The organism is Alkalicoccobacillus murimartini, assembly GCF_030813245.1.
Lineage (GTDB): Bacteria > Bacillota > Bacilli > Bacillales > Bacillaceae_D > Alkalicoccobacillus > Alkalicoccobacillus murimartini.
Window position 1 is genome coordinate 66,842 of sequence record NZ_JAUSUA010000001.1, and the last position, 19,565, is coordinate 86,406.

17 protein-coding genes are annotated in these 19,565 nt (G+C 39.2%); 11 read left to right on the forward strand and 6 right to left on the reverse strand.

What is annotated here, in order from left to right; translation table 11 throughout:
- The first annotated feature begins 97 nt into the window (after positions 1–97).
- The 8 genes from J2S05_RS00380 (at position 98) to J2S05_RS00415 (ending at position 11,552) form a co-directional block, all read left to right on the forward strand.
- Positions 98–1,732, forward strand: coding sequence for a glycerol-3-phosphate dehydrogenase/oxidase (locus tag J2S05_RS00380; RefSeq protein ID WP_306978855.1), 1,635 nt, complete (start codon positions 98–100; stop codon positions 1,730–1,732).
- 68 nt (positions 1,733–1,800) lie between these two features.
- Complete coding sequence (locus tag J2S05_RS00385) at positions 1,801–3,537, forward strand: phospho-sugar mutase (protein ID WP_306978857.1); 1,737 nt, start codon at positions 1,801–1,803, stop codon at positions 3,535–3,537.
- Between the two features lie 18 nt (positions 3,538–3,555).
- Positions 3,556–4,542 carry a UDP-glucose 4-epimerase GalE gene (galE, locus tag J2S05_RS00390; protein WP_306978858.1) on the forward strand — a complete coding sequence of 329 codons (987 nt, stop codon included), beginning with the start codon at positions 3,556–3,558 and terminating at the stop codon, positions 4,540–4,542.
- Positions 4,543–4,660: 118 nt separating this feature from the next.
- Entirely contained in the window at positions 4,661–6,073 is a 1,413-nt protein-coding gene (locus J2S05_RS00395; RefSeq protein WP_370873587.1) for a SpoVR family protein, read from the forward strand.
- Between the two features lie 256 nt (positions 6,074–6,329).
- Positions 6,330–6,758 carry a hypothetical protein gene (locus J2S05_RS00400; RefSeq protein WP_306978862.1) on the forward strand — a complete coding sequence of 143 codons (429 nt, stop codon included), beginning with the start codon at positions 6,330–6,332 and terminating at the stop codon, positions 6,756–6,758.
- 232 nt (positions 6,759–6,990) lie between these two features.
- Positions 6,991–8,739, forward strand: a complete 1,749-nt coding sequence (locus J2S05_RS00405; RefSeq protein WP_306978863.1) for an ABC transporter ATP-binding protein — start codon at positions 6,991–6,993, stop codon at positions 8,737–8,739.
- A 13-nt stretch (positions 8,740–8,752) separates the two neighbouring features.
- Positions 8,753–10,564 carry an ABC transporter ATP-binding protein gene (locus tag J2S05_RS00410; protein WP_306978865.1) on the forward strand — a complete coding sequence of 604 codons (1,812 nt, stop codon included), beginning with the start codon at positions 8,753–8,755 and terminating at the stop codon, positions 10,562–10,564.
- Positions 10,565–10,733: 169 nt separating this feature from the next.
- On the forward strand, positions 10,734–11,552 hold the full coding sequence (locus tag J2S05_RS00415; RefSeq protein ID WP_306978868.1) for a hypothetical protein: 819 nt from the start codon (positions 10,734–10,736) through the stop codon (positions 11,550–11,552).
- Positions 11,553–11,786: 234 nt separating this feature from the next.
- Here the strand turns inward: J2S05_RS00415 and J2S05_RS00420 are convergent, their stop codons facing one another.
- A complete protein-coding gene (locus tag J2S05_RS00420) occupies positions 11,787–12,473 on the reverse strand; it encodes a PspA/IM30 family protein (RefSeq protein ID WP_306978870.1) in 687 nt (228 codons plus the stop codon).
- A gap of 208 nt (positions 12,474–12,681) precedes the next feature.
- Between J2S05_RS00420 and J2S05_RS00425 the strand changes: the two genes are divergently transcribed.
- Complete coding sequence (locus J2S05_RS00425; protein WP_306978872.1) at positions 12,682–13,884, forward strand: aminotransferase-like domain-containing protein; 1,203 nt, start codon at positions 12,682–12,684, stop codon at positions 13,882–13,884.
- A gap of 42 nt (positions 13,885–13,926) precedes the next feature.
- Here the strand turns inward: J2S05_RS00425 and htpX are convergent, their stop codons facing one another.
- The gene (htpX, locus tag J2S05_RS00430) at positions 13,927–14,814 is read right to left on the reverse strand and encodes a zinc metalloprotease HtpX (RefSeq protein ID WP_306978873.1); all 888 of its coding nucleotides are present in this window, start codon (positions 14,812–14,814) and stop codon (positions 13,927–13,929) included.
- Positions 14,815–14,831: 17 nt separating this feature from the next.
- Positions 14,832–15,389, reverse strand: coding sequence for a LemA family protein (locus J2S05_RS00435; protein WP_306978874.1), 558 nt, complete (start codon positions 15,387–15,389; stop codon positions 14,832–14,834).
- Positions 15,390–15,595: 206 nt separating this feature from the next.
- Here J2S05_RS00435 and J2S05_RS00440 point away from each other — a divergent pair, with 206 nt between their 5' ends.
- On the forward strand, positions 15,596–15,793 hold the full coding sequence (locus J2S05_RS00440; protein ID WP_306978875.1) for an alpha/beta-type small acid-soluble spore protein: 198 nt from the start codon (positions 15,596–15,598) through the stop codon (positions 15,791–15,793).
- An 85-nt stretch (positions 15,794–15,878) separates the two neighbouring features.
- Here the strand turns inward: J2S05_RS00440 and J2S05_RS00445 are convergent, their stop codons facing one another.
- From J2S05_RS00445 to J2S05_RS00455, 3 genes are all read right to left on the reverse strand, one after another.
- Entirely contained in the window at positions 15,879–16,976 is a 1,098-nt protein-coding gene (locus tag J2S05_RS00445; protein WP_306978877.1) for an ABC transporter ATP-binding protein, read from the reverse strand.
- 113 nt (positions 16,977–17,089) lie between these two features.
- Positions 17,090–17,980, reverse strand: a complete 891-nt coding sequence (locus J2S05_RS00450) for a helix-turn-helix domain-containing protein (protein WP_306978879.1) — start codon at positions 17,978–17,980, stop codon at positions 17,090–17,092.
- Positions 17,981–18,048: 68 nt separating this feature from the next.
- On the reverse strand, positions 18,049–18,231 hold the full coding sequence (locus tag J2S05_RS00455) for a hypothetical protein (protein ID WP_306978880.1): 183 nt from the start codon (positions 18,229–18,231) through the stop codon (positions 18,049–18,051).
- Between the two features lie 154 nt (positions 18,232–18,385).
- Between J2S05_RS00455 and J2S05_RS00460 the strand changes: the two genes are divergently transcribed.
- Positions 18,386–19,531 carry a DUF445 domain-containing protein gene (locus tag J2S05_RS00460; RefSeq protein ID WP_306978882.1) on the forward strand — a complete coding sequence of 382 codons (1,146 nt, stop codon included), beginning with the start codon at positions 18,386–18,388 and terminating at the stop codon, positions 19,529–19,531.
- Positions 19,532–19,565 lie beyond the last annotated feature (34 nt).

Sequence of the window (19,565 nt, forward strand, 5' to 3'; positions counted from 1 at the left end):
GATGTATACTAAAATAAAAGAAAAGAGAGTGAAACAATTAGCTTGTGCAGAACGTATAGTATAGCTGTGAAGGATGTAGGAGGGGGAATGGAACCCAATGAGTAGAACGTTTTCAGGGGAGAGCAGAAACGATCAAATTGAGGCATTAAAGCAGCCGGGTCTTGAGGTTTTGATCATTGGGGGAGGCGTGACAGGTGCAGGTATTGCCTTAGACGCTCAAGTACGAGGATTCAAAACAGGCATCATTGATCAACATGATTTCTCAAGCGGTTCTTCAAGTCGCACAAACAAGCTTATTCAAGGGGGAGTAAGTGATCTTAAGCATATGGATGTGAAGACATTTGCGGAGTTAGGTAGAGAGAGATCTATTATTCTAGATAATGCACCACATCTCGTTGCACCACTGACTATGCTTTTGCCCGTATATAAAAAAGGGGCTTTTGGTCGAATTCAGGCTTCATTAAGTCTTCGCGTGTATGATCGTTTGGTTGAACTCAACAAAAAAGATAGAAGACATATGTTAAATAAGCGTCAGGCTCAAAAACAGGAACCTCTCTTAAAAACGGATAACCTTAAGAGTGCTGGGCTTTACAATGAGTTTCAAACGAATGATGCCAGATTAACGATAGAAGTATTAAAGGTAGCTTCAGCAAGGGGAGCTAGAACGGCAAGCTATCTTAAGGCTGAGTCTTTTCTTTATGAACAAGGGAAAGTTGCTGGTGTAATGGCAGTAGATCAAATAACCGGTGAAGCACATAAGATTTATGCTAAGTATATTGTGAACGCATCAGGTGCTTTGATTGACGATTTGCGTGAGCAAGATCGTTCTTTGGAAGGACAGCGCCAGCCATATTTGGAGAAGATACATATAGTACTCGATCGACAATCTCTACCTATACAGCAAGGGATTTACTTTGAAAATGAAGATGGGCACATGCTATATGCCATTCCATTTGGTGAGAAGATTTATGTTGGTCCTAAAGAAGTTGATTCAACAAATCCTTCAAATCAATATACGCATGAAGCTGATTACCTACTGAATGCCTTAAATCAGATTTTTCCTTCTGTACAGCTGTTAAGAGAACATATTGAGTCGGTTTGGCTTGATCATGAACCTCCTCAAACCTATAAACGTTATAGTAAAACGGATGAGGTGATTATTTCTACCTCTGGTTTAAGGTCTGTTCATTCTAATCAGATGGCAGGATATCGTCTTTTGGCTGAACGAGTGGTGGATTCAATTGAAAAGGAAAACGGACAATCTATCGGTAGTCAAACCGATTCAATTACCTTATCTGGGGGTCAAGTTGGAGGAGTCGATCGATTTGATACGTTTTTAAAAACAAAGGCTGCTGAAGGAGAGTCGTTAGGAATTGCTTATGATGAGGCCTATGCTCTTTCTATTTTATATGGATCAAATATAACGAATATTTGGTCTAGGGTACGAACAAGCAGACGTCGTGCTTCTGAGTCTGGTTTACCACCTATTTTGTTTGCTCAGCTAACCTATGCGATTGATGAAGAAATGGTCATATCCCCACTTGATTTCTTAGTTCGCAGAACACATGCGTTATATTTTAATCGAAAACTAATGGAAAAATGGATGGATCCAGTTTTTCGATACATGCAAGAACGGTTTCAGTGGGACGAGCAGGAAAGCTTACTCTGGCAAAATCAAATGGATCATGAACTCAAAACGACTAGCTTAGTTTATCCAGAAAACGAACACTAGCAGGAGCAGGAAAAACATAGTAAACTAGAGTATATTGTGAAATTGTTGATGAATTAGGAGGAGATCTTTTGGATTGGAAACAAAGCTATGAGAAATGGTCTAACTTTAGTGCATTAGAGCTAGATGTGAAAGAGGAGCTTCAGGCCCTTAGTGGGGATGAAACGTCACTTGAAGACTGTTTCTATAAAAATCTTGAATTTGGAACAGGGGGTATGCGCGGAGAAATTGGCCCGGGACCTAACCGAATGAATACATATACCGTTCGTCGTGCAGCAAAAGGGCTGGCGGATTACTTAACCCAAGAAGGAGAAGAGGCAAAAAAACGTGGTGTTGTCATTGCGTATGATTCACGTCATAAGTCTCCACAATTTGCGCGTGAAGCAGCATTAACATTAGGACAACACGGAGTTACTGCCTATGTCTTTAATGACCTTCGTCCGACACCTGAGCTTTCTTTTGCCGTACGTCACCTGAATGCATACGCAGGCATTGTGATTACAGCTAGTCATAACCCTCCTGAATACAATGGTTTTAAAGTGTATGGTCCAGACGGCGGACAACTACCACCAGGACCAGCAGATGAATTGGTTAGCTACGTGGATGCGATCCAAAATGAATTATTGATTGAAGTTGGCGATGAAATAGAACTAAAAAGCGAACTTATGTATCAAGTCGTGCCACAAGATGTAGATGACGCTTATAATGAACAGCTTCAAACCATTCTTGTGCAGCCAGATCTTGTGCGTGATCAAGGTCCTACAGTTAAAATTGTCTTTACTCCTTTGCACGGGACAGCGAACATTCCAGTGCGTCGTGTGTTAGAAGACTCCGGATTTACGAATATAACTGTGGTTCCTGAGCAGGAACTTCCAGATCCGAACTTCTCAACGGTTACATCTCCGAATCCAGAAGAGCATGCAGCCTTTGAATTAGCCATCAAATACGGCGAAGAAGAAGAGGCAGATATTCTTTTAGCAACAGATCCTGATGCTGATCGTGTAGGTCTTGCTGTTAAAAACGATAAGGGCCAATATGAAGTATTAACAGGAAACCAAACTGGAGCCTTATTGCTCGATTATTTATTGAGCCAACACAAGGCGAATGGAACATTGCCTGCAAATGGAATGGTCTTAAAAACAATTGTAACCTCTGAAATTGGGGCGAAGATTGCAGAGCATTATGGTTTATCTTCACTTGATACGTTAACAGGCTTTAAATTTATCGGTGAGAAAATTAAAGAGTACGAAGAATCCGGTGAGCATACCTTCTTATTTGGCTATGAAGAGAGCTATGGCTATTTAATTGGTGATTTTGTTCGTGATAAAGATGCTGTGCAAGCTTGTCTTCTTGCAGCTGAACTGGCTCTTTATTACAAGACTCGACAAATGACTGTATATGAAGGACTTCAAGAAGTATTTAGTACGTACGGATTCTACCGTGAAGGACTTGAATCACTAACGTTAAAAGGAAAAGCAGGAGCGGAGAAGATAAACAGTATCTTGGCTTCATTTAGATTAGATCCTCCGAGCCATATGAATGACGTGAACATTGTTTCGGTAGAAGATTACCAGTCAAGTGAAAGAACAGTATTGGAATCAAACGTGAAAGAAGCGATCACATTACCGACCTCTAATGTACTTAAATATAAGCTGGCAGATGGTTCGTGGTTTTGTATTCGTCCTTCAGGAACTGAGCCTAAGGTCAAATTCTATTTTGGTGTGACAGCTGACAGTGAAGAACTAAGCAAAGAAAAGTTAGCATCACTTCGAACGTCCGTAATGAATTATGTGAATCAATTTATCTAAGAAAGTAGGAGAACTAAAATGGCTATTTTAGTAACAGGTGGCGCTGGATATATTGGCAGTCATACCGTGCTTCATTTATTGGATAAAGGCGAAGACGTCGTTGTATTAGACAATCTATCAAAAGGGCATCGTGACGCTCTTCAAGGGGCTGTTTTATATGAAGGAGATCTTCTAGATGGCGACTTTTTAGACAAATTGTTTACGGAGCAAAACATTGATTCAGTCATTCATTTTGCTGCCGATTCATTAGTTGGAGAAAGTGTCAAAGAGCCGCTTAAATATTATCATAATAATGTGATCGGAACTCATTCGCTTCTGACAAAAATGGTGGAACACAACGTTCTAAACATCGTGTTCTCATCTACTGCTGCAACCTATGGTGAACCAGAGCAAGTGCCAATTGTTGAATCACTTCCAACGGCACCTACAAATCCTTATGGAGAAACAAAGCTTGCTATTGAAAAGATGTTGAAGTGGTCAGACCAAGCGTATGGACTTAAGTCCGTGTGCCTTCGTTACTTTAATGCAGCTGGAGCAGATCCAAAGGGACGCATTGGAGAAGATCATGATCCAGAATCTCATTTGATACCTATTGTGTTGCAAACGGCTTTAGGACAAAGAGATCAAGTTCAAGTGTTTGGTGATGATTATCAAACCGAGGATGGGTCGTGTATCCGTGATTACGTACACGTCATGGACTTAGCAGATGCGCATTTCTTAGCTGTACAAAAGCTTAAACAAGACGGCATTAGCAATATCTATAATCTAGGAATAGGGCAAGGTTTCTCTGTTAAGCAAGTAATTGATGTATGTCGTGAAGTAACAGGGCACGACATTCCAGCAGTTATTGCACCTCGTCGTGCAGGAGACCCAGCTGTATTAATTGCTTCACCAGAAAAAGCAAAATCAGACCTTACCTGGGAGCCACAATTCACTCAATTAAAAGATATCGTTACACACGCTTGGAGCTGGCATTCAGCTCATCCATCCGGTTACAAAAAATAAATAATGTAGTAGCTAGCACGATCAGAGAAAATCTGATCGTGTTTTTTTTATTTTGCTCATAAATCCTCTATGTGTACTCATATAATTAGAAAAGCTAAAGATGAGGGGGAGGACACTCTTGGCAGAGGATTGGAACGACTTAAAACGAGCCATCGCAGAAATCACGGAAATTGCAACAGGATTCGGATTGGATTTTTATGAAATGCGTTATGAAATCTGTCCGGCAGAAATTATATATACGATTGGGGCATATGGCATGCCGACCCGCTATAGTCATTGGTCATTTGGAAAGCAATTTCACAAAAGTAAATTGCAATATGACTTAGGCCTTAGCAAAATTTATGAGTTGGTTATCAATTCGGACCCATGTTATGCCTTTCTTTTAGATAGTAACTCGTTGATTCAGAATAAATTAATCGTTGCTCACGTGCTGGCTCATTGTGATTTCTTCAAAAATAATGTCCGCTTCTCTAACACTAGACGAGACATGGTTGAAAGTATGAGTGCAACCTCTGAACGAATTGCTCATTACGAGCATCTACATGGGAAGGAAGAGGTCGAAAGATTTTTAGATGCTGTACTGGCCATACAGGAGCATATCGATCCAAGTTTACTTCGGCCTAAGTTATCATGGACACTTGATGAAAAAGAAGCGAAACTTCGCAAGCGTAAGGGAGAGTACGATGATCTATGGGCGTTGGATGGTAAGAGTGAACCAAACGCTGATGCCTTCCCAAGAAAAAAGACAGCCTTTCCACCGCAACCAGAAAAGGATATTCTATTATTTATTGAAGAATACAGCCGTGAGCTGGAGGATTGGCAACGAGATATCTTAACGATGATGAGGGAAGAAATGCTCTATTTCTGGCCTCAGTTAGAAACAAAAATAATGAATGAAGGCTGGGCTTCCTATTGGCATGCGCGTATTCTGCGCGAGATGGATTTAACAACAGATGAGACGATTGAATTTGCCAAATTAAATGCCGGTGTGGTTCAACCTTCAAAAACATCAATAAACCCTTATTATCTGGGATTAAAGATTTTTGAAAATATTGAGCAAGAATATGACAACCCTACTGAGGAAATGCAGAGACGCCAAGGAATTAAACCAGGCAGCGGGCGTGAAAAAATGTATGAAGTGCGTGAAATTGAATCGGACATCTCTTTTATTCGAAATTATTTAACTAAAGATTTGGTCATGCGTGAGGATATGTATTTATTCCAGAAACAAGGAAGCGAATATAAAGTCATTGATAAACAATGGGAAGGCGTACGAGATCAGCTGGCCTCGTCGAGAGTCAATGGCGGATTCCCATACTTAAGTGTGACGGATGGAGATTATTTAAAAAATGGTGAGCTATACATTACTCATAGCTTTGAAGAAACAGAGCTTGATGTAACGTATCTAGAAAAGGTTATGCCTTACCTTAATCAATTATGGGGTAGACCTGTTCATATAGAATCAAAGGTAAATGATAAAGCCATTTGTTTTTTTTATGATGGGAAAAAAATGCATAGAAAATATATTTAATCTTGCATTTGAGCCCACTGAAAAAGAATTGATATGTAGTTAGGATTTCTCATACAAGCATAAAAAAACGTCTCTTCGTCATTTGTTTGATCCGAACAGTAGCGGGTGTTTCTCCTGGAGCGGCTCACGTGAGCTTATCTCTAGATGACTATTTCTGTGACCCACCCTTTTATAAAGGCGGGTCTTTTTTTTCGTTTGTACAACCATAATTATCTGGACATACTACGTGTATCTACTCATAAAGGAGATAACAAGTATGTGGCGTTTTGTGTATGGCCTTACGATTTTGCTAATCCTTACAAGTTGTCAAGGAGAGGGACCATCTAATCAAAATCAAATGCAATCAAGTCCTTCACCTGCAAAGGTACAATCTATACCTGAGACAGAAGATCTAGTTCAAGAGCTAACTTTGCAAGTTGTCTATGACAATGGAGAGGAAGTGAGAGTTCATTATGTGCAAGGGGATCAAGAGCAGTGGGTGTATCATAATGACTTACTTTCATCGCCAGAAATTCATGAGGACCAGCTTTCAAGTAAGATTGAACAACTGACAATTGACAAGTCAACACTCACTGAAGAAGCCATTCAACAAATGAGATATGTATTTGAATTTAATGGTGTTTATGATGTGCTTGATCTCACTATTACGTATGTAGATGGGACAACAAACGAGTATAATGGATAGTTGTTAGGACATGACGACCTTAGGAGGTCGTTTTTGTATTTCAAAGAAAACTGCATAATTTGAATGCAGTAAACATAGAATGAAAGCGCTATTTTAAAAAAGTCAGAAATATAAAAAAATCAGTGAAAAAGAATTGACTGTTCGGAGGGATCAAGGTAATATTAACCTTGCTATTTTATTCTTCGTGGCTCTAAATAATTTGGAGAGCGATTGATCAGAGGTGGGTGATTACATGGATACGTTTAAAAGGCTTGCGAGATTTTATCTGCCAGATAAGGCGATGTTTATCTGGTCGTTAATATCATTAGCTGTAGTAACAGGACTTACGGTGTTATACCCTATTATTCTGCAATATACCATCGACACAGCAGTGATTGGTGGTCAGTATGAACTAATTCCTTTTCTGGCGCTTGGCTTTATTGGCATCATGATGCTTAAAGGAGGAGCCGTATATATTCATCAATATTTAGGAGATATGTTTGGTGTAAAAGCCGTGTATCGACTTCGCAACTCTTTGTACGAGAAACTTCAATTCCTTCCCTTCCGCTATTATGATAACGCGAAAACAGGAGATTTGATGTCGCGTTTAACCGCTGATGTTGAAGCATTTCGATTCTTCTTATCCTTTGGCTGTGCTCAGCTTGTCAACCTAGTGCTGTTAATTGGTTTTAGTATGGCAGTTATGTTTTTCTACTCCATTCCTTTAGCCCTTGCCACAATGGCGATGATCCCCTTGCTTGTATTGGTGGTTATTCGGTTTGACAAGCGTGTTCACCCTGCTTTTAGAGGAATTCGTAAATCTTTAGCTCAATTGAATACAAAGGTACAAGAAAATGTTAGTGGAATGCAAACCGTTAAGGCTCTCTCGCAAGAAGATGAGGAAATCGCTCGTTTCTCGGGGAAAAATGAAGATTATCGCAGTAAGCATCTTCATGTAGCTAAAATATGGGGAACATACTTTCCTTTGATGGAGCTTGTAGGTAATTTATCAGCAGTTATTCTCCTTGCTTTTGGAGGATATCTAACGATTAATGGATCTCTGACTCCAGGAGAATTGGTCGCCTTTTTTAGCTTAGTTGCTTACATTACTGGTCCAATTATGGGGTTAGGTTTTATCATCAATACGTTCTCACAATCAAAAGCTTCTGGTGAGCGATTGCTCGAGGTACTTGATGAAGAAGAACGACCAGATGGATCAGCAGTTGAGCAGACAAAACGTCTTGTAGGTGAAGTAAGCTTTCAAAACGTTACCTCTCAATATGATTCTAAAAACAAACCTGCTGTCAAAAACATTACGTTTGAAGCAGGTCAGGGAAAAACAATTGGATTAGTTGGAGCGACTGGCTCAGGGAAATCAACGTTAATTCAGCTTATGCTTCGTTTTTATGAACGACAATCTGGTGACATTTTGATCGATGGCAGACCACTTGAACAGTATACATTAAAAGAATTACGCAGAAATATTGGGGTGGTTCTGCAACAGACATTTCTTTTCTCGTCTACCATTCGTGATAATTTATCATACGGGAACCCAGATGCATCAATGGAGGAGATCATAGACGCTGCCAAACGAGCAGACGCACACGAGTTTATTGAAGCTCTTCCAAATGGTTATGAGACAGTTCTAGGTGAACGTGGGCTTGGTTTATCCGGTGGACAGAAGCAACGAATTGCAATTGCCCGTGCCATCATTATGGATCCAAGTATCCTCATTCTTGATGATGCAACAAGTGCTGTAGATATGCAGACTGAAGTAAAGATTCAGAAAGCATTTAAAGAAGTGATGAGAGGCCGCACTACATTTATCATTGCTCATCGTATTTCATCGGTGAAGCATTCAGATGAGATTTTAGTATTAGATGATGGTGAAGTGACAGAACGTGGCACGCATGAAGAATTACTTCGTGAAAAAGATGGAATCTATCGAAGGATTTATGATATTCAAAACCAAGACCAACAACATGTGTTGCAACGGGCATAAGGAGGGATAAATAATGGAACAGACTAGAAAAAAATCACGATTTCATTATCCAGTAGAGCAAATCATCGAAAAACCATTTAACTGGATGCAGATGACTAGGCTATTTGGATATATGAAGCCTTATGCCAAAACGTTGCTTCCAAAAACAATTCTTGCGATGTTAATTTCCACACTTGTAAGATTGGCTATTCCTATTTTTATTGGAGTGTACGCACTAGACTATGGAATATCGAGCAATGATGTATCGTTTATGTTTATGCTGGCAGCCATTGTGTTTGGGATGTATATCTTGTCTTACATCTCAAACTATTTTCGAATACGCTGGATGAACGAACTGGGGCAGCATATTATTTATGATATTCGTTCGGATTTATTTAAACATATTCAGAGATTATCTCATCGTTTTTTTGATAAACGATCAGCAGGTTCAATATTAGTTCGAGTTATTAATGACATAAACTCCTTACAGGATCTATTCACCAATGGTGTTGTTAATTTATTGATGGATTTGGTCATGCTAGTAGGGATCGTCATTATTCTCTTTAGCTTAAGTCCTCAATTGGCACTTGCAATATTAATTGTTCTGCCAATTATGTTCTTTATCTCTACTAAACTTCGTAGGAAGATTCGCCGTGCATGGCAAGTAGTGCGGATCAGACAGTCACGATTGAACTCACATTTGAATGAGAGCATCCAGGGGATTCGTGTGACACAAGCTTACGCGCAGGAAAAAGAAAACATGAACTTCTTTGATTCAGTGAACACCGATAACTACGAAAGTTGGAGACAGGCATCACGGATGAATGCGATGTTTAGACCATTTGTAGAAATGGCGAGTGCACTTGGTGGAGCTATCTTAATTTGGTATGGTGCGCATCTAATTCAAGGAAATGACCCGAATATTACGATTGGTGTTTTTGTTTCCTTTGCCTTTTATCTAGGCATGTTCTGGGAACCGATATCTCGATTAGGGCAAGTATACAATCAATTACTCGTGGGAATGGCCTCTTCAGAGCGTATCTTTGAATTCCTTGATGAGAAACCATCAGTACCTGAGAAATCAGATGCAAAAACGTTAACAGATGTAAAAGGTAAGCTTGTTTTTGAACATGTGGAGTTTGCCTATGATTCATCAAGAAAAGCTTTGAATGATATTAACCTAACGTTTGAAGCTGGAAAAACGATCGCACTTGTAGGACATACTGGCTCTGGTAAATCAACCATCGTAAATTTAATGAGTCGATTCTATGATCCAACTAAAGGTAGAGTTTTACTTGATGGGCATGATTTGCGAGACCTTAAGCTAAATGAACTCAGGACTAATGTTAGTTATGTGCTTCAAGATACATTTATCTTTGCTGGAACCATCATGGAGAACATTCGGTTCGGGAATGTTCGTGCAACGGATGAGCAAGTAATAGAAGCTTCTAAGGCAATTGGTGCAGATAGTTTTATTACAAAGTTAGAAAAAGGCTATCATACAGAAGTTGAGGAGCAAGGAAATGTCTTATCTGTTGGTGAAAGACAGCTGCTTTCCTTTGCCCGTGCTTTGCTAGCAGATCCACGTATTTTAATTCTTGATGAAGCAACAGCAAGTATAGACACCGAAACAGAGCTTATCATTCAAGATGGTCTTAAACGACTTCTGCATAATCGTACGGCTATCATGATCGCTCACCGCTTATCAACGATCCGTGACTCAGATCAAATTATTGTTCTCGAACAAGGAAACGTTTTAGAGCAAGGAACACATCAGCAGTTAATTGAGTCAAAAGGAAAGTATTACGAATTAGTCAGATCGCAGTATGCAGCTAACGAAAAGTAACACGTTCTATTAACGCGCTTCATTTATTGAAGCGTGTTTTTTATTGTGAAACGTAAATGACACTGGAACGTATAAGTATAGTACAATAAGAAAAGCTTGCTATAATAAAAAAGAACATTCATTTTAAATACTGGATTTTGTTATAGATAAAAGGAAGGGTTGATCTACTATGCTAGTCACATTTTTACAAATCGCAGTAACATTAGTTATTGCTGGACTTATTGTTTTTATCGTAAAAAACACCCTTCAGAAAAAAAGAAATCAGCATTTAGAAGAAGAAGTAGAGGAAGTTTCAAAAAAGCATGACCAGTTGTTAGCGGCTGTGTTACAGCCTTATCATGATTCATCGGATCGGATCAAACTAACACGGGGAAAAACGCGAGAACGCTACGAAGAGATAAGTGAAGGGTTTCTATCTATTTTACATGCTGCCAAGGAAGCGCAACAGAATTTGGATGGACTACGTGTCACAAGAGCTTCGTACGGTTCAATTTTAGCCGTATTGCCTCGAGCAACAGCTCAATTAGACGATGAATTTGAGAAGCTGAATCAATTTAAGAAAGAACTTGAAGAGTTAGAAGGAGAAGATCAAAAGGTATCTTCCATTCAAAGTGACGAGAAGAAACATATCCAGAAAATAGAATCAGACATCGTTTCTTTGCAGGAGAAAACAGGGTATCCGCTAACGAATATAACCCAGAAGTCGAAGTATCTAAAAAAACAGTTTGAAGAAATAACAGAACAAATAGGACAGCTAGATTTTGTGTCAGGCATGGAAGAGCTTGAACGTCTCAAAGAGGCAAGACAGGATACAGTACAACGGTTAACAAAGCTTAAAGAGCTTATTCGTCAGAGTGACCTAGTATTGTTAGAGTCAAGCAATCCAGCCACAGAGGATTCCGAACGATTTCTAGCCGCTTTGAAAGCTGGGGAAGTAGATCGAGCAGATCACTATTATAAAAAACTGAGCCAGTACAATTGGAACTAAAAAAACAAGATAAAAGTATGAAAAGGCGAACAAATCAAATTACAGGTCAGCTAAAACCAGCGTAGGACATACATGGAGACTCACCAGCCACCCATGGAAAGAGGAATGTATGTCCGGAGTGATAGCTACTCTCTTATATGATCGGACAAAAAAACCGAAACCTTATGCTCAAACGAGCATAAGGTTTCGGTTTTTATCATAGATAAAGCAATTTTGTCCCAACCTATATCGTAATTATTCAGCTGAAGATGTTTTTTTAGCGTTCATTTTTGCTTTTAGTGCTTCAAGCTCTGAATCAACTGAGCTTTTGTTTGTAAGGGCAGCTAAGTCATCATCTAATGTTTTGTTCATAGATCTAAGCTCTTCAGAAGATTCTGCTTCAGCTTCACTACGCATCACTTTTTCTTCCATTCGATCAAAGCCACTTTTTGCACCTGAATCCATTCCAGAAAGAGAACGATTCACTTTTGCACGAGCTTGAGCACTTTCATTACGGGCTTTAAGTGAATCCTTTTTCATTGTCATCTCACGAAGCTCATCCTTCATTTCACGAAGTTTAACTTTTAATTCTTCGGAAAGCTTAGCTGCTTCGGAATGTGAGACCTGTAGGCTACTTGCATGAGACTCTTGTTTATTTTTTTCTTCAAGAACTCGACGGGCAAGATCCTCGTCACCAGATTCCAAGGCGATCATAGCTTGCTCTTCGCGCTTGCTCACTGCCTCCAACGATTCATCCAATTGTTTCTTTAGTAACTTTTCACTTGCAATTTGTTTAGCAACGGAAGCCTCCACCTCAGAAATATCGTGTTTCATATCTGCGATGAATTGATCCAACATCTTGCTTGGGTCCTCGGCTTTATTTAATAGAGAATTTAATTCAGATGAAACAATCGTGCGTACGCGTGAAAAGAAACGAAACATATAATCTCCTCCTAATTAGGTTCAATATCATAAGTTTATCACAGCTTTAATTGTCTGCGACAGCTTGTTATCTTTATCTACGTATTAAAAAGAAAATTGTTTCATTTTTATAATGAAAATAACTAAAGATTGACTTTACTGATAAATCAGATAAAATGAATACTATTATAAAAGATTAGACAGAGAGAGCATATAGAGGTGTTGAGGGATGAGATACGCATTTTCAAAAAGAGTAAGACACTTACAGTCATCAGCAGTAAGAGATATTCTAAAGGTGGTTGGAAACGGAGATGTGATTTCATTTGCTGGTGGATTACCAGCTGATGATTTGTTCCCAGTAGAAGCCATTGAGCAGGCATTCTCAAGAGCCTTTGCAACAGGAACAAAAGCACTACAATATATTGAGACAGAAGGGTATAGACCTTTACGTGAGCTTGTAGTTGAACGAATGACTAGGAAGGAGATATCAGGCTTTACGCCAGATGATGTGCTCTTAACAACAGGTTCACAACAGGCGATTGATTTATTTTCAAGGGTCATGTTTAGTCCAGGTGATATTGTGTTAACAGAGGATCCAACCTACTTGGCCGCACTGCAGGTATTTCAATCATATGAAGCTGATATTGTGGCAGTGGACTCTGATGACGAAGGGATGATTCTAGAGGATTTGGAGGCTAAGCTTCGTACATTGCGACCTAAATGTATCTATGTTGTTCCAACATTCTCCAACCCAGCAGGAAAAGTTTGGTCATTAGAACGTCGTAAGATGCTTGTGCGTATGGCTCATAAGTATAACTGCTTAATTTTAGAGGATGATCCCTATGGTGATATACAATTTAATTCGAATGAGACGTATACACCAATGGCTGCTTTGGATGATGGTACACGGGTCATGTATACAAGTACATTTTCTAAGACAGCCGTGCCAGCGTTACGTACAGGGTGGATTGTAGGTCCTTATCAAGTCATTCGAATGATGGCACAGGCTAAGCAAGCAAATGATCTGCATTCAAATTCTTTATCACAACAAGCTATTTATCAGCTTTGTACTCACTTTGATTTTGATGGACATATTAAAGGAGTCACTGACTTATATCGAAGAAGACGAAACGTAATGATGGACTGCTTGCGTGAATCAAATCTCCCGAATGTTCAATTTGTTGAACCTAAAGGCGGGATGTTTCTCTGGATTGAATTGGATGAACGAATCAATACAACTTCCATGCTGACAGAAGCTGTGAAAAAAGGAGTAGCTTATGTACCTGGTGCACCTTTTTATGCAGGTGTTCCTAAGCATAATACGATGCGTCTTAATTTCACTCACGCTACAGATGAAGAGATAAAACGAGGGATGAAATTAATCGCCGACGTGTTTTCAAATACAGATGATATGGTTAAAACCGTTATCTAATAAAAAAGCTGACCCTAGTTCGTTAGGGTCAGCTTTTTACATTTACATTGATTCTAATCGTTTAATTCGCTCACCAGGCTGCGGATGAGTAGAAAATAAACCAGCTGCTTTTTTCTTCAACGGGTCCGCAAAATAAAGGGATGCGGAAGTTTCGGATGCTTCTTTGACTGGTACATTCGAGTTCGTAATTTTCTTGAGCGCATTAGCTAACGCATAAGGATTTCTAGTTAACTCTGCGGCTGTTGCATCTGCAAGGAACTCACGATTCCTTGATATAGCGAGCCTAATGAGTGTGGCAATAAAAGGAGATAATAGGATAAGAACAAGCGATAAGATTAAAATAATTCCGTTTTGCTTATTGTTACTGTTCCCTCTACCTCTTGTACCATATCTCATACTTCTTGCACCGATATCACTTAAGATAGCGATAGCAGAGACAAGAGCTACAGCAATGGTAGCCAACCTTACGTCATAATTGCGAACGTGTGCAATTTCATGGGCAAGCACACCCTCTAATTCTTCTCTGTTTAATTGATCCAAGAGACCAGTTGTAACGGCTACAGCTGCCTTTTTAGGAGAGGTTCCGGTTGCAAAAGCATTGGGACTCGCATCACGAATAATAAATATACGCGGTTGTGGAATCTGAGCAACCATTGAAAGGCTGTCCACTGTATTCCACAAGTAGGCATGATCATCAGAGCTTCGAATTTCTTGCGCGTGATTCATTTTCATGACAACATTTGTACTGCTCATAAGCATGATGAGTGTATATCCACCACCGAACAATACAGCTAAAATGATGCCACTTATATAATCTCCAATAAACATATAGGTAATAGCCGCGCCAACAGCAAGTATAAAGAGAATAAATCCAGCGACGATATATACAGTCTGGCGTTTGTTACGGCTAATCTGTTGGTATAAGTGCATAGATTCTCCTCATTTCACTATTTATCAAAATCAACTCGTACAGTTTGCCGTTCTTCTGCTGATGCTTCTAAATAGCTATGCTTACGGAAGTTATGCACCGATGCAATAAGGTTGCTCGGAAATGACTCGACTTTATTGTTATACTGCATCACGGATTTGTTATAAAGCTGTTTGGAATAAGCCACTTTATTTTCAGTGGAAACAAGGTCTTCATGTAGTTTGTTAAAGCTTTCGTTAGCTTTAAGGTCAGGATACGCTTCAGTAAGAGAGAAGAATTGTCTAAGTGCACCACTTAGCTGGTTATCAGCCTGAACCTGTTCTTCCCTACTTAAATCAGGAGAGGTAATTTGATTACGTTTTTCTACAATGTCAGATAGAGTGGACTTTTCATACTCCATATATTTCTTTGCTGTACTAACTAAGTTCGGAATCATATCAAAGCGGCGTTTTAACTGCACGTCAATTTGAGACCAAGCTTCTTCTTTCCATCCTCTTAATTTCACAAGCCCGTTGTACATAACGATCCAAAAAACCCCAACAATTAAAATGATACCTCCAGCAATCAAAAATCCCATCCAAATCATCCTTTCATCTGAGCACAATAGTTTATGTACGTGCTAAATATGTATTTGGTTTCATTTAAATGTAAGTGTAGCATGAGTTCTAACCCCGTGTATAAGAAAATCATTCATTAAAAATATAACTAACTATTACCAATTTATCTGATACATAGTTATTCATAAAAAAACCTACACTATGATTAGTTAAGGGGGTGAAAGACATGGCAAACAGTTCAAATCAACTTGTAGTACCAGGCGTACAACAAGCATTAGATCAAATGAAATATGAGATTGCTTCTGAATTTGGAGTAACTCTTGGACCAGACTCAACTGCTCGCGCTAACGGTTCAGTTGGAGGAGAAATCACGAAACGTTTAGTACAAGCTGCTGAGCAACAACTTGGTGGATACCAAAAATAATAATGACTTTAAGGGAATGGCGTAATCGCCATTCCCTTTCTTTTATCAAAAAAAAACCGTCCCGAATACGGAACGGTTGAGAAGATTAACGAATACGTTGCTCATTATCTGCATCGAAGAAATGACATTTGTTTAAATCAAGTGAAAGATCAAGTGACTCACCAGAAGTAATGTCTGTACGTGAATCAACACGTGCAACTAATTCTTGGCCATTGACACTAGAGTAAAGGACTGTCTCAGCACCTGTAAGCTCAGCTACGTCGATCACTGCTTTTAATTTCGTGTCTGGTGAAGATTGAATGAACAATAGCTCATCATGTACATCTTCAGGACGCACACCTAGAATGATATCTTTATCAGCATATCCTTTGTCGCGTAGTGTTTTTAATTTGCCTTCAGGAACCTTAAGTGAAACATCACCAATAATGAAGTTATCTCCATCAAGACGACCAGACAAGAAGTTCATAGAAGGAGATCCGATAAATCCGCCAACAAATACGTTTTCAGGGTTATCATATACTTCTTTTGGAGACCCTACTTGTTGGATGAAACCATCCTTCATAATAACAATTCGTGTCGCCATGGTCATTGCTTCTGTTTGATCATGCGTTACATAAATAGTCGTTGTTTGAAGACGCTTATGAAGTTTAGTGATCTCAGCTCTCATCTGTACACGAAGTTTAGCGTCCAAGTTAGAGAGTGGCTCATCCATTAAGAATACTTGTGGATCCCGAACAATAGCACGTCCAAGAGCAACCCGTTGACGCTGTCCACCAGACATTGCTTTCGGTTTACGATCAAGCATTTCTGTTAGTCCAAGAATTTGTGCAGCATTTTTAACACGCTTATCAATTTCATCTTTTTTGAACTTACGAAGTTTCAGTCCAAAAGCCATGTTATCGTATACGTTCATATGTGGATATAAGGCATAGTTTTGGAATACCATCGCGATATCACGATCTTTAGGAGCGATGTCATTCATACGTTTTTCACCGATGTGAAGATCTCCTTTTGAGATATCTTCAAGTCCAGCAATCATACGAAGTGTTGTAGATTTCCCGCAACCAGACGGTCCTACAAATACAATAAATTCTTTATCTTCTATAGATAAGTTAAAATCAGATACGGCTGTTACGTCACCATCATAAATTTTATAGATACTTTCTAAGCTAATGTCTGCCATTTTGTATCCCTCCAAGTAAGTAAGTATAAATGAATTGTAAGCCTTTTCATTTAGATGAACTATAGGGAAGGTGCACAAAGATCTGGACAATTTCTAGGCAAGGTGCACAGTCACTATGATTTATCTTGGAGTAGTAGGATAAAATGCATAAATGCTGCATGCTGGAACTGTTTAATATCAATTCCCGTTCGTTCAATAAACTTATCAATCCGATATTGTAGACTATTTCGATGCATATGTAGACTTTTGGCAGCGGATGACAAGTTCAGATGGTGATGTAAATAAGCAGATATACTTTTGATCATATCGTGATCAGATAATACATCATCTGTTAAAACGTTTGAACTAATATAAGCACGCTCTGATGTAGGGATAAATTGAGTAAGGTAGTAGGGCACTGCTTCATGCTCTTTGAAAATATGTTGGGCATTCACGTGTGGTAGGGCGGCTTTAAAACAAGCTTGTTCCCATTTAAATCTAGATCTTGCCTCGTTTATATTGACAGTCGATCCAATAAGTAAGGAAAGATCAATATAAAAATCCGTCGCAATTGCTTGGACAAAGCTTCTGAAGCCATTTACTTCATCTTGTCCTGTATCAATAACTACTCCGTGTAATGAATCCATCCATAATATTGAATGTAAGTTCACAAGCTGATTCTGCCAGACCTCATGAAAGTCAGCGTATGTATCCACACTTTCTCCGAGGGAGAAATGAATAAATCGAACAGGCTCCGTTGTAGGCACTTCTAAGTGTTTAGTCGACTCTAAAAAGAGCCAATCTTTCCAGCGCTTCTCAGATACTGTAATCGCTTCAGGAAACGGTTTCCATGCTGGTAAGAGCAGCGTTAGTAACTGCTGCTCTCGCGAGGTAAGTTGATCTTTATAGAAGCCAATTGGTTTGGATTGCTCATCCTGTAACCAAAGAACATTAGTCTGGTGGTACTCATTTGAATTTGTTGTAACGGCTTGTCCAAATTGCCGTTTTAGTGATTGCGTTATCATGTTGGTAGCGCTCCTCACGGCTTTTAGAATATATCTAGTATATCCTTTCCAGAAACGTTAGAAAAGAGCTATTCATGTTTTGCTGGTGGATCCTCTTGTTCGAGTGGACGGCTTTCTTCAATACGACCAGCATGATGTCCAGCTATCTTTCCACCACCAAGTCCTTCGTTAATCATGCGGTCAACATCCATAAAGTATTTTTCTTTTCCTTGATCAGATTCTGTTTTAGTTTTAGCTTGTGAGCGTTTCATCCTGTACCTCCTTTCTGTCTTTATCTTCATAGTATCCCTGATGTTATTTTTTGATATTCAGTTGAGCACAAACACAAGTATTTTCCTAAGCGGTAAAAATCGATTATACTAGGTAAGTCAAACTTTTCTTGGCCTACAGAAGGAGTGTTTAGCAGTGGACCCATGGTTGTTAGTTGTTTTTATGGTCGTGGTTGGAGCGGCTCTTGGTGGTCTAACCAACGCACTAGCGATTCGAATGTTATTTAAGCCATATCGAGCTTATTATATAGGAAGCTGGCGGTTACCTTTTACACCTGGTTTAATTCCAAAGCGCCATAAAGAAATTGCAGTCCAGCTTGGTAATATGGTTGGTACGTATTTACTAACAGCAGAAGGACTTGAGAAGCAGATCAAACAATCAAGTTTTGCTTCAGGTGTAACGTCTTGGATGGAAGAGGAAGTCAAAAAAGTAATGCAAAGTGAGCAAACACTAAATGATTTTGTAGAAGAGAACTTTGGTATCTCAAATCTACAGCAATCTTTGCATCATCGTACGAACTCAATCATCAAATCAGGAATTGAACGATTTATAGAAGCAAATGAACACAAAACAGTAGGAGAGATTCTTCCGTTGCCACTGTCTGAACGTATCGAAACTTATATCCCTGACCTTTCGCAAGGAGTATTGGATAAGGCTGTTGAGTATTTTGAAAGCGCAGAAGGAAAAGAGAAGCTTAGTGGAATGATTGAAGAATTTCTTGATCATAAGGGTAAATTAGGTAGTATGATTCAGATGTTTATGGGGAATGAACGGTTGGTAGACAAGGTACAGCCTGAGATTCTTCGATTTTTAAGAAATGATCGTACGAACCAATTGTTAAGTGAATTGATTGAAAAAGAGTGGGTGAAAGGCAAGGACATGCCTTTTCACCAAATTAAGCGATTCATTAATCAGGAGAAGGTGACCCACTTTCTCAGCCAGTTGGTCAAAGACAAGGCACCTGTGTTAAGGTCAATGGATGCACCACTTACTAGTTGGGTACAGTCATATGAGGATCGAATGTTTACAACTTGGATTCCAAATGCCGTTCAATTCATTGTAGAAGTTGCGGCGAAGCGAATTGGGAGACTATTAGAGGCTTTCCATATTGAACAGATTATTAGTGAACAGGTTCAATCGTTCTCCATTAAACATTTAGAGGACTTAGTGATGTCTGTTGCTGCAAAAGAGCTAAAGCTCATCACCTATCTGGGTGCATTAATCGGAGGAATTGTTGGTTTGTTTCAAGGTTTTTTTGTCTTACTGATTAATGGTTTTTAAGTTTTTTGTAAGGATTACAGGGGACTTTTCGTGA